Origin of the sequence: Spirosoma validum (assembly GCF_014699035.1) — a bacterium.
Taxonomy (GTDB): Bacteria; Bacteroidota; Bacteroidia; order Cytophagales; family Spirosomataceae; genus Spirosoma; species Spirosoma validum.
Window position 1 is genome coordinate 273,130 of sequence record NZ_JACXAA010000003.1, and the last position, 11,976, is coordinate 285,105.

Genomic DNA, 11,976 nt, shown 5'->3' on the forward strand with positions numbered 1-11,976 from the left:
TTCTAGTCTAAATTTTTTGGTTCACCGGTGGTAGCCGAACCGCACAGGCTTTATTTTCCCTGCTTCAACCCGTTAATTTCATCCTGGAGCGCGTCGATCTGATCACTCAGTTCCTGCACGCTACGTACCAGCAGCGCAATGAGATTATGCTGCGCAATGCCGAAGTTTTTGTCTGGAAACTGCTTCGCTATTTTAGAGCTACGCCCCGTTCGACCCGTGAAGACAAACCCCATTTGCGTATGATTATCGCCTTCGGGTACCCGAGCCTGGGGAACAAGCGTTTTCAGAAACTCCAGCCCCGATTCGATAGGGGTGACATCGCCCTGAAGTGAGCGGACATACAGGCCATCGGCGCGGGCAAACCCATCGACCAACGTACTGAAGGTTGTTGTTTTTCGGGCATTCGGATCGGGAGTGAGCGACAATACCCGATTGCCTTCCTGCCGAAACTCGAACCCTTGTTTGGCATCCGTATCGAAAACCGTTGCATCGTATTCAACTGACAGGTTCAGATTGACTTCTTCGCCGTCATCCTTCAGATTCGTTACGGTCAGCATGGGGTTCACACTTTCGACGTCGAAGGCGAACCGGCCATTTGTGCCCTTTTCATCGGCGATGTCGAGTTTGGCAGATGGTGTTGCTGTCCCGATACCTACGTTACCCGTAGCGTCGAATACAACCAGCGGTTTTTTGGCTATTGTCGAAAATAGGAAGCCACCTGGGGTGTTAGTTGTCCAGGCAGCACGCTGATTATCAAGGCTCTGGATTACCTGCGCTACGTTGTTTTTTACACCAGGTTTTAATAAAATCAACTGCGGCTGGTTGGGGTCGTCGACGTTGAGCCGGATACCCGTATTGCCGTTTGCGACATCGAGTGTAGCTTGTGGCGTTGCTGTATTTATGCCAACACGGGGTGCCTGACCTCTAGCGCTGCCCATCAGCAGTAGCAGCGTCTCGCTGGTCGGTGTGCCTTCGGAAATAGCCGCCATTTGTTTTTTAAATACATAGCCCAGCGGCACATTCGTTTGCCATTCGACCGACGTAGCGGTATCGTTGAGCAGAATGGTCTGGTCAACATAAAGCGGGCTGATGTCGTCCTGCGATTGCGACTGAATCCCTGATTTCAACTGCAAATGAGGCCCGCCCGTCAGGCCAGCCGGATTGAATAAGAGTTGGCTGCCTGCTCCCTGACTATCGTCGTTGAGATGAAAAAAAGCGTCGGGTGCCGACGTGCCAACCCCCAGTTTGCCAACCACTTCGGCATACATGATGGTCGCTGGAGACCCCGGCACAACGTGCCAGTCGTGATCGTTGCTGTCGATGTGAATAAGTTGCCAGCGACAGCACTCGCCGGGTGGTTTGTTGCCGCAACAGTCATCTTCGAGGCAATCGCACTCCTGCCCCTGGGCTTTCGCAAGGGCTTCGGCCTGTTTTTTGGAAACAAAGATATAAATGCCACTATTGGCAGGTCGGTCGCTGGCCGGGTCAGCCTGATCAGTGTAGAGGACAATATTGCCTTCCTGATAACCGGCCCCCTTTTGCCACACGCCAAAAAAACGGTCGTCGCGTTTGACCAGAACGGCATCGATTAAGCGGGCAAAATCCTGCCCGGTAGGAATGCTCCCATCTTTAAAGTGATCTTTCAGCTCCGAGCGGTTCTGGATATTAATTATGTTGCTCATGGACGTATGGTTTCGGGTTCAAGTCAAACGTTTAGGGTGTTTTGGAAGACGAGGAGGGTATTTGCCAGTCAGGAGAGCCAATGCCCCGGTTTACCAATCTTGGCGGAGGTTTAGCGGTAAAAGGCGTTATGGTATGTTTGCCGTTGGTAAAGACGACGCGGGCTGCCGATGCATGAACCTCTTCCTGTTGCACTCCGTCGAGTTGCATCACAAAATCAGTGACGAAGGCGACGTATTCGCGATTTTCAATAAAACCCAGAATGGAAGAGCGGTAAATGACGCCACCAAACGTCACCTGGGCTTTGGAGTCGAATGCCCAGGGAGCCAGAAATTGACCGATGTCTTTTTTTAATAACTCTATGTAGTATTCGCGGCTTTTTCCGGGACAGAACTGCACCTGAAACTGGGTATCGACTTCTTCATAAATCGGGTTAAGCACCTGTAATCGGGCGAAGGGCGAGATGCGTTTTTTTATCCAGTCCTGAATACGGGTCAGCAACCCCCGCGATGCCATTGGTTTCTGGAGATCATCGAGCTGCGTTTGCATTGCATCCGGCACCACCACAACCGTAACGTAACCAGGAGCCGCATGCACGTCGTTGATAGCCTGATTCGTGGGATCAACGCTTCGGTTGGCAAACGTGTGCGGAATACATTTGACCTTAAACACTTCCGGGAATGCTTCGAGAATGAGTTGCTCGTAGTCGAACAGGGTTACGCCCCGACCTTTGTGTCGCAGTTGTTCGCTTACCCGGCTGTAAAAATGGGAGGTGCTTTCGGCTGGACGACCGCCAAACGATGGGTACGGTTGCTTGATGGCCTTAATGCTCACATCCGGCGTGTCGAGTTTCGTTACCAAACCAGCAGGCAATGGTACCGCCAGCCGGGCCGGATCGTTTTGTTTGGCGGGCTCATCGGCAAGTACGGGGGCGAACGTAGCCCTGGATGCCTGCGTATGAACACCAACCGCCTTGCAAACAGCCTGGATATTATCGGACGTAGCGGCTTTGATCCAATAAAACGACGACGGCAAAACAGTAGTCTTCCGGGAAGCTGTCCGTTCGGGTAGCACAAGCTGCACAATGCCCGACTGAATGAAACCCTTTGTGGCATCGTTCACTACGTTCTTTCCGGCTTCCAGAGGCAGCCAGTCATTGCCATCGAGATACGTCCAGTGGATGGTGGCTGCATCGATATTGGTTTTCGCGGATGATTCCAGCAACTGAAACAGAACAAGTGTCAGACTACCCTCAACGGCGTTCGTCAGACCAATCAGGAGCGCACCCTGGTCCGAAAAATTGTCAACGACGAAGGGAACGGATTTAGCACCTTGTTCGATACGTCGATAATTGGCTCCGTCATCAAACGGCAGGACGTGGAACAGCGTTGCGGCTGACGTTTCTGCCGTATAACTGACTGTTAAGTTTTTAATGACAGGCGTATAGGGTGGATTGACTGTCAGGGTCGTTGCCGGAAATTCTTTGACGATATCCTTGAGTTGATCGGGCGTTTTGTTGGAAAGCAACAACGCATTCCGCGTTAAGACTTCGGCGTAATATTGATGCAGAAAATCGTTTTGCAACTGGACCAAAACAAACCCATCCTGCCAGCCAGCTTCTTTTGCAACAGCAGGCGAAGTCGGTATGGGCAAAGAAATGGAATCAGCTGTAAAATCGTTCCCGGTCGAATCTGCCGACAAAATCAGCGGCTCAAAAACATTACCGGGACTTGTTTCCTCATTGACAGGATTGCCTTTTTCGTAATAAAACACCCGCCGGGTAAAGGAATTATCTGTCGTGGGCAGCGGTACTGTCGTCAGTTTATAGGCGCCATAGTACGTTCCAAAATCTGACGGTTTTTTATCCCACTCAAAATCGACTTCCAGCTTGGTCAGTTCTTTAGAAAAAATCTCCGGGCTGCCAATCGAGAACGTGGAACCAACGGACGGCACGGCCCCGAAGGGCATAAACGGCTTGGTCGGGTCCTGGTCGCCGTCATCGGTACGTATCAGTACGTTTTGTAGCTGCGAAACTTCAGTTTTGATGCTGACAGCCTTGATCTGAACCAGCCGCATAAGCTCATACAGTCCGGCTTTGTCGTTGAGAATTAGTTGAATAACGGCTTCGTTCGTTATGCCATAGTCTACCCCCAATACGGCTGGGTCTGCCGCTACAATGGCGTCATCTTTAACCCCCAATGTAAACATTACGGAGAGCGTATGACCGTTTATCAATGTGGTCACTACACCGCTGGGACTAAACCATTTCTTTGCGCCACTTAGCCGAATAGCGAAAGCGTCAGTAGCATTGGCAGGTACCGGATTTTCGCACGTCAGTGTTAGGGTTATCGTGCGAAGACCAGCGCTGAGGATTAACTCTTTTGACGAAATGGCCAGACCAACGGTGGCTGCTAAGGCCTTTTTTGTTTTGTCGTTCGGCGGATTCTCTGATGCTTCTTCCCCGAGAATTGCCCATTTGGTATGGGCTGGATCGGCGAAGTCTTTGCCCAGACCATCCGCCGAATTGGCTTTGGGTCGGGCCAGAAACGAGGTGGCATTTCGATAGAGCGTCCGCAGTTCGGCGATCTGAGTTTGGCTGATAATAATTTCGTCATCGAGCGCAAAATGAACGTCGACTTTGTGCGCGTCTTTGCCATCTTTCAGAAGCGTCTGCTGCGGAAGCCGGTACTGCGAAACGGGCTTGGGTAATTCGAATAGCACATGGACGGCATCGGGTACAAGCAGCTTGGGCTGTAGCTTCAGTACGTCCCGATAATAAAAATCGAGGTGTTTTTGCGTGAGTCCGTTAAAGTCGTCGGTGACGCGACGCAATAGCCGTAGAAATGTGTAGAGCAGTGCCAGATGCGGCTCATGCGTTTGAGTGGGCTGAAGGATGTCCTGTTTAGCAGCCTCCCCAACAATTTGCTGAATGGTTTTCGCGAAGGTGCGGAAAATGTCATCGAGTCGATCGGCGATACGTCGAATCTGCACAACCGAGTCGAGATCTGTCAGCGTGTTGTCGCGGATGTATTGAATCGAACCAAGGTTCCAGAGAGACCCTACCTGCTCTTTGGCGAGATCGGTCAGGTTGGGGAGTTGATACGTAATGTCGGGCAAATTGACAACACTAAATAGTTGACTCAGGGCGGGTTGCAGGTTCGACTGGATAAGGTCTTCGATGAGCCGCCGGAGGGGTGTTTCATTCAGGATAACTTTGTTCTCCAGCAAGACAACATCTCCCGACAAAGCGACAAACCAGCTATTGACGGTTAAGGCCGAATCGAACAGAAAATCAAACCAGGGTGCGTAATTGGCTCGATTCAACCCGTCCGTAAAGCGTTGTTTCGTGTGCGTATAGCCCGTTTCGTAGTTCGTTATATCAAACGCTTCGATAAGCGATACCTGGACCGACGAACTGGTTCGAAAGAAGGGCTGCCAGTTTGATTGCTGAAGTTTTTTGTCGGGACTTTCGTCGGTTTCGTAGAAAGCTACAGCTTTGGCAAATTCATTCAAATAAACCAGCAATTGCCGCTCCGATCGGTCGTCGAGGGCAACCGATTCGGGCGCAAGCGCATGTAGGTCGAGCCGTTCAGTCTGGCTGCGGCCATCGCGGACAAGCGGATGCTGCGGGTTTATAGAATCTGCCATACAGGTGCCGGTTTCGGGCGGGTGGTTCGCCCGGAACGTTACGTTAGGAGTTTATGCCCTCTGTGATGTAAAAATCATAGACGAAATTGAAGCGCGAATTGGTGGTACGAATCGTATAATCGACCTCAATCAGTAGCTTCCCATCCAGCGCAGGCTGACCAATCGGCTGATTGACTTCCACCCGTTCGACCCGAATGCGCGGTTCATTGTAGATCATGGCCGTGCTGACCATATCGCGGATGTAGCCAACGACGGAAGCATTCATTGGTTCAAATTGAAAGTCAGTTAGGTTACAGCCGTAATCCGGGCGCATGATCCGTTCGCCCAGACTGGTCGACAGCAGGATTTGAAGACTCTGCTCAATATCTTCACGAGCGTCAACCATATCGGCTCCACTGGTGCCAAAATCGCTTCGATGAAACGTGGGTGGAAATGCCCAGCCCCGTCCCAAAAACTTGTCACTATCCTGTTGCATACGTTATTGACATTAAGTTGCGAAGTATCTAACCTTAGTCAGCCACCAATCATGACGGTTGGGAATCCTAGTACGATGCTGCCGCCGTGGGCTGTCAGGTCACCTAATCGGGCCGCCGGTTTGCCACCAATGAGCACGGTAGCCGATCCTTTCACGATGGTGTCAGGTGGTCCTACGCAGGTGGCTATGTCGCCTACGACGGCGGCAGGCAGACCACCAATCAAAACGGTGGGTAAACCCGGTCCTGTGATCGGACCGCCCACATGCGGCACTATGCCCGTAACCATCGGGCAAACATGCATATCGCCAATTCGAGCTGCTGGAGGCATTGTTACGTTCGTTAATTTATCATTACGGTTCCACCTTTTATTTCGGTCTGACCACCAGCTTTCAGCGACGCTTTCGCCGACCCTTCGAGGCTCAGCTCTGTTTGTGCTTTGCCTTTAAGGCTCATGCCTTCCAGGCTAAGAGCCTGCGTGGCTTTCAAACTGATGCTGCCCGTTGCTTTGATCGTAATGTCTTTCGGACTGCTGATCTCAATCCCATCGGGCGATAGTTTCCAGCTATTACCCGTTTGATCGGTTGTTTTGATGCTTTTCTCGTCGTCGCTGATGATGATTGAATTGTTGTTGGGTGTCGAAATTGTAATGCTTTTCTTCTCGTCATCGAACAGCACTTTCATGTTGCTGCGTGTCACGAAGCCCTTGATGTGGTTTTCGTCCTTCGTGGGTAATGGGGCCGGATTCTTACTGCTGTTGAGCATCCCCAGTACGACCGCATGACGCGGATCATCGTTAATAAATCCGACGATTACTTCGTCGCCGATTTCAGGACGGAAGTAGGAGCCCCGTTTGTTACCGGCATCTAAGGCTGCCACACGTGCCCAGATTCCGTTGCTGGCGTTGTCGAGCGTTGGTAGTTTCACACGAATCCGGTCCTCGCCGTCGGGGTCTTCGGCCAGCTTGACGACGATGCCAATTTGCAGTCCCGAAACAGCGGGCGTCAGACCGGCCGCAGCCACTTCGGCGGTTTGGTATTGCTGGTAAAAAAACTCCGGCGATAACCCAACCTGAATGTGAGTGTACCAGGAGCCACCACCCAATTCGTGCCGAACGGCCGTTACGTAGGCTTTGCCGTTGAAGCGAGCGCCCATACCGGCGAGGGTGACGCAGTTGCCCGGTACAACGCCCGCAAAGCCAACGATTTTAGCCCGCCCGCGAATTTTCGATAATCGGCTCCGGGTGATTGTTGCATCAGCCCAGGCTTTTAGTTCGGATTGGGCAATGTGTCCACTATGGCGGAGCTCCATTGCCGACAAACCTGCGTCGGTGGCCAGGTTATTGCCCGATAGGTTGCCATGTTCACTAAAACGACCCGCTACACTGCCGTCCGACGTAATGGGTTGCTGGGTTGAATAATCCCAGCTTTGGGCGTTGACAGCTCCGATTTGCGTTCGGGCATCCAGTTCTGTTTCGAACTCACGAAGATTACCACCGAAAACCAGATTTAACACCGACGCACTATTGGTTGACGGCTGCTGCCAACTGACTTTCCCGGCCTCAACTAAAACCAGCATACCGTTCATGTCGGCCCGGCTCATGACAAAATCCCAGTCGGTGCAGTAGTATTGAACTAACTCCCGGTGTTGGATTCTCGTAGCGTCAATCGAGCCCGCGTGTGCACTCAGCACCTGACTGACGGCATCGCTATCCGTCATATCGGTAAAGTAGCGATTATGCCGACCCAAGGTTAGTCGATACGTTTCATCCCGACAGTCGACAGTCAGCGTAGAGTCGCCCCCTTCGCGTGCCCGGATGCTTTGCCTGACCACCGCGCCTTTAAACACCGACGCATTGTGCTGATCGTGGCCGAGTTTGACCTCAATCTTGCTGCCCGGTACAAACGCATCGCCCTCGCTGATCGGGAAACTCTGGTTCGCTGCCGACCCATCGCGCAGAATGATTTTCGCCATAGGAATTCGGTTCACTTCGTTCGTGACGACGATGGTCAGCACCTGAAACCCCGGATCGATTGGCTGTCCGTCAACCAGGAGATCAAAACTGACAACATCCCTTCGGGAGTCATTCGGAACAACAGGATCGGTAGTCTGCGCATCAGGCATAACGTAGTGTTTTTAGCGTATCAAGATTCCTGAATTGGCGGAAAAACCAGATTGGCACCGGTCTTTAAGCGCCGGAAAGACGTCAACCCATTAGCTTTTGCCACCTTGAGATAATAGCTCTGGTCGTCGTATATTTTTTGGGTCATCAGCGGCAATCGATCGCCGAACTCTACGGTACGTACATGCGTCAGATCGGGTGAGCGGTGGTCCTGGCGATTTTGCAGACGAGCCTCCTGTTCGACGTAGTTGGTAAACTGGGCCGTCAGCTTGGCACGTAGCGGTTCACCGGTACGTGCAAACAGCGTGTAGTTCACATCCAGCTGAGTGAGCATACAGTTGAACCCCTGCACGTCGCCCGTCATCAGGTTGTCGCCCCACATGACCTTCAGGTAATGCGGTTTATGGCTTTCCCCGTCAACGTGATACGTAACGGTCATGAAATTCCTGACCTGCTCCTGAACAGGCGTTCCATCCAGCGTATTCCCCATCACCGTACCCGTATTGTCGAAGATGAACTCGAGTTTCAGCTGCTCCGGTGGTGTTTTCTTGTACTTAATATCTGAGCCACTATTGCCGTGACCGCCCGACTGATCAACCTCCACTTTATACGACATGGCGTAATTTTCGGGGTTGATCGGCAGAGTAAACTTACCGGTCTGCGACTGGAGTTTTTTGTCGTTAAATGCCTGAATGACAACGGGCGTTACGTTCGACGTCCCCACTTTTTTGGTTTCGGCCATGACTCAGCGTTCTTCTTGTTCCCGTAAAATCATCAGCACTTTATCGACAACAGCCTCGATCAACGCTTGCTGCGCTTCCTGACCACTCTCAGCCCCAGCCGTTCCGGCCGATGCTCCTCCCTCATCAGACAGGTTGATTTTGATGGCTAATTCTCTGATTTCGACTGGCATACGTAACGGGGTTTGTACTGGCGGGTAATTAGGGGCGGTCGTACGTAAAGTAGTTGTAGTTCAGCTCAAGCGATTCAATCAGCACCTCGCTCCGTTCGGCGTTCAGATCATTAATCTTCCAGTTTTTGGGCCAGGCATGCGCAACGGTCCACCGGGCCAGCGGCTCGTGTTTTTCGTTGAGCAACTCGATCAGCAGGTCACGGGTCCGGGTAAACTGGCTTTGTTTTCGCTCACTCGACGAAGCCGACATCAGCGCGATGGTATCGCTGAACCAGTCGGTCCAAACCGACTCTTTAGGCCGAAATAAGCCTCGTTTCAGCACCAGATCGCTGTATTTTGTCCGAACGGGCAGGGTATGTTCAAACCGATTTTCGCCCCCTTCTTTCCAGGTTTCCGTCTGAATCTGAACGCTCAAGCCACTAACCGACTGAAAATACGTATCGGTTGCGTTGGTCGCTCCCGTGAAACTGACACGAAAGTGAAAGCCAAGGGGTGGGTAGTATTTAGGAATGTCGGCCATAAATCTGAACGTAAGGGGTGATACGTTGCGCTGTTACGCTTTATTCGAGATAACGACACCCTCGTGCGCCAGCTCGACACTCTCGATGGCAATCTCGTTGGCATCGGCTTTCAGATCAGCGTACTGAACTTTGGTAGGCCACGCATTCTTGATTTTCCAGGCCACAATCGGCTCGTGGTTTTCGTTCAGCAGACTCACCGTAAGGTCGCGCCGGAATTTGGCACCTTTCTCTTCAAACAGTTTGGTCTGATCCCACCAGGTGTAGAATTCGTTGTCGTTCTCGAACGTACCCCGTTTCATGGTGATGTTACCGTATTTCTGGAGACCAGGCTGCTTGGTTTTGTTGTATTCCGGCGCTGCCCCGTGTCGATACTCGATCACTTCGGTTTCGACAGTCAGACCCGTCACTTCGGTAAAGCCAATGTTGGTGCCACCCCAGTCAACTTTGAAGTGAAATTTCGGAAGCGGATATTTTGCCATAGTTTAAAAAATTGAAAGTTGAATTCAGCAATTGGCCTGAACGGCCAGCGCCATCCTTTATTTCTTGGTCTGATTTTTAGCCTCTTCCGCACTTTTTAGCGCAGCACTCAAGCCATCAAAACTCGACTCGGCTCGTTGCAGGTCTTTCTGTGTGAGCGTGAGCTGATCATCGGCGGTTTTCATCATCCGTCTGGCTTTCTCATACTGTTTTTTTGTCTCGCTGTAGTAGCGATCAGTACCAGAAAGCGGGAAATGAGGAATATGCTGATAGACCGTGTCGCAGGGGTAGTGGTCGCCGTCGGGGTCGGGATCGGGTTGCGGCACACCCGAACTAAGCACATTTCTAAGCTGAGCCAGTAACCATTCCAGGCCACCCGGAATTTTTACGTCACGTCCTAAGATTTTAGCATCAATCGTTTCAAAAATGGTCGTGTACAGAATCTTATCTTCTTCAACGGTGACCGACTCGTCCAGAACGCGCGTAATACGGTACGTTTCTATGTCGCCAGTGCGGCTGCTGTCCATGCCGTAATGAAGGATATAGATTGCTTTGAGCAGGTCTAGTGCTTTGGTGAGTGCGTCAGCGCAGGCTATCGAGGCCTTATTCAGTTTACCACCGTCGCCCCCCAGTTTGTTGAACTCCGCCATGAATACATTCGGCTTAAAGTCCTTGCTTCCCATACCGGTATTGTCGATCTCGTTTTTAAGCGACTGGTATTTCTGCGTTAGGCGATCCAGCGATTGACTGACCATCCGAACGTTGCAAACCAGCAACCGAATGGCCTCAACAATCTGTTCGACGTTTGCATTAACGGTCTGGGCCTGAGCCGCCAGCTTGTCAATGTCCTCAAATACTTTCTCGGATAACTTTTCGGTGGCTTCGACATTGTCGAAATACACCTTAAGCTTATTGTACCAAGTGACGGTGTTGTCGCTATAACCTTTTTTCGTATCCCGAACGGCTGTCAGGTATTTTTTTGTCCGTTCGGCATGTTTTACCTTTCGGCGGAGGTGAGAAATATATTCCTGCGAAAGCGAATGATTAGACATGATTCTATAAGGGTTTGAATGACTGATTTCGGAGTCAGCCTAAGCCGATCGAAGTACGTTTGGATACTGGTGAACCAGGAAGAGCCCGTTGAGTCTTACTGGAATGACTCCTCAACTGCATGCTGAATCCGTTCAAGCTGTTCGCGGGTGTAGGTGCTTAGCTGGCCATCATCCGGGCAATCGGGGTCCTGAACGAAGCCGAGCGTTTTTTGAAGGGCTGTATACTGATGTTCTTTGCGGAAGGTTTCGGCACGGGCTAAGCGTTGTTTGGCCAGCATTTGGGCCAATATTCCCTGCGTTTCCTGCTTTTGGCTTTGGGCAAAGGCTACGTTTTTCGATACATCGGCCTCCAGAGCGGTTACGTCGGTAACCAGCATTTTGCTCAAATCCGTTAAGCTCGGTACGTTAGCCGATTCACTAATGCCAATCACTTTCACCGAAACCTCAAAGGCGTCATCGGCCAGATCATTGGTCAGATCGGCCAGACCCTGCCGGGGCGGCCGTCGTTGTTTAGGGTTTTTCTCGCCGGTATCGCCACCGATTTCCCGAACCCGATCCGAGAAATTCGTTATGTACTTATTCAGCCACTTCTGCTCATCATCAGCCGCCGTGGTGCTGGAGTTTTCGAGGAGTTCGCTAACCTGATAGGCCGTGGTTTCTACGTCTGTAAGCGCTGTCTTAAGATTTTGCAGCGACTGAATTAAAGTAGTGAACGACGTTTTTACCGTAGCCGCCTGAGCGACGTACTGGCCAATCGTTTTGTCGATTTCCAGCGCATCCTGTTTGGCAATGATCGTTACGCCGTTCATCAGTCCTTCATATTCCTGACCCGATGCCTGCGATTTTTGCAGCGTACACCAGGTAAACTGCTGGTTACTGACAGCCGCCCGTTCCTGCTCAAGGGCAACTCGGCGTTCAGTATCCATATCCTTCACTTCTTTTTGAAGTCCACTCGCATTATCCGCTCCCCGGGCGTATAGATCGAGGGTGCGGTCCGTTGCGGTAGGACCGGGTGGCTGCAAGAGTGCGGGGACGTCAGCCGATTTATTTGCTTCGTTTTCCATTGTATAGGCGTTAAAGGGTCATATTT

The 11,976-nt window shown here is 51.5% G+C and carries 11 protein-coding genes; all 11 read right to left on the reverse strand.

The window, feature by feature from the left end:
* Window positions 1–50: 50 nt before the first annotated feature.
* Window positions 51–1,682, reverse strand: a complete 1,632-nt coding sequence (locus IC230_RS09870) for a hypothetical protein (RefSeq protein WP_191038823.1) — start codon at window positions 1,680–1,682, stop codon at window positions 51–53.
* Between the two features lie 31 nt (window positions 1,683–1,713).
* Complete coding sequence (locus IC230_RS09875; protein WP_191038824.1) at window positions 1,714–5,328, reverse strand: baseplate J/gp47 family protein; 3,615 nt, start codon at window positions 5,326–5,328, stop codon at window positions 1,714–1,716.
* A gap of 43 nt (window positions 5,329–5,371) precedes the next feature.
* Complete coding sequence (locus IC230_RS09880) at window positions 5,372–5,803, reverse strand: GPW/gp25 family protein (protein ID WP_191038825.1); 432 nt, start codon at window positions 5,801–5,803, stop codon at window positions 5,372–5,374.
* A gap of 38 nt (window positions 5,804–5,841) precedes the next feature.
* The gene (locus IC230_RS09885) at window positions 5,842–6,132 is read right to left on the reverse strand and encodes a PAAR domain-containing protein (protein ID WP_191038826.1); all 291 of its coding nucleotides are present in this window, start codon (window positions 6,130–6,132) and stop codon (window positions 5,842–5,844) included.
* A gap of 11 nt (window positions 6,133–6,143) precedes the next feature.
* A complete protein-coding gene (vgrG, locus tag IC230_RS09890) occupies window positions 6,144–7,925 on the reverse strand; it encodes a type VI secretion system tip protein VgrG (RefSeq protein WP_191038827.1) in 1,782 nt (593 codons plus the stop codon).
* 20 nt (window positions 7,926–7,945) lie between these two features.
* On the reverse strand, window positions 7,946–8,665 hold the full coding sequence (locus IC230_RS09895; RefSeq protein WP_191038828.1) for a CIS tube protein: 720 nt from the start codon (window positions 8,663–8,665) through the stop codon (window positions 7,946–7,948).
* Window positions 8,666–8,668: 3 nt separating this feature from the next.
* Window positions 8,669–8,836, reverse strand: coding sequence for a DUF5908 family protein (locus tag IC230_RS09900; RefSeq protein WP_191038829.1), 168 nt, complete (start codon window positions 8,834–8,836; stop codon window positions 8,669–8,671).
* Between the two features lie 28 nt (window positions 8,837–8,864).
* Complete coding sequence (locus IC230_RS09905; RefSeq protein ID WP_191038830.1) at window positions 8,865–9,356, reverse strand: phage tail protein; 492 nt, start codon at window positions 9,354–9,356, stop codon at window positions 8,865–8,867.
* Between the two features lie 33 nt (window positions 9,357–9,389).
* Window positions 9,390–9,836, reverse strand: coding sequence for a phage tail protein (locus tag IC230_RS09910; protein ID WP_191038831.1), 447 nt, complete (start codon window positions 9,834–9,836; stop codon window positions 9,390–9,392).
* 57 nt (window positions 9,837–9,893) lie between these two features.
* On the reverse strand, window positions 9,894–10,886 hold the full coding sequence (locus IC230_RS09915) for a hypothetical protein (protein WP_191038832.1): 993 nt from the start codon (window positions 10,884–10,886) through the stop codon (window positions 9,894–9,896).
* A 95-nt stretch (window positions 10,887–10,981) separates the two neighbouring features.
* Window positions 10,982–11,950, reverse strand: a complete 969-nt coding sequence (locus IC230_RS09920; RefSeq protein WP_191038833.1) for a hypothetical protein — start codon at window positions 11,948–11,950, stop codon at window positions 10,982–10,984.
* Window positions 11,951–11,976: the final 26 nt, after the last annotated feature.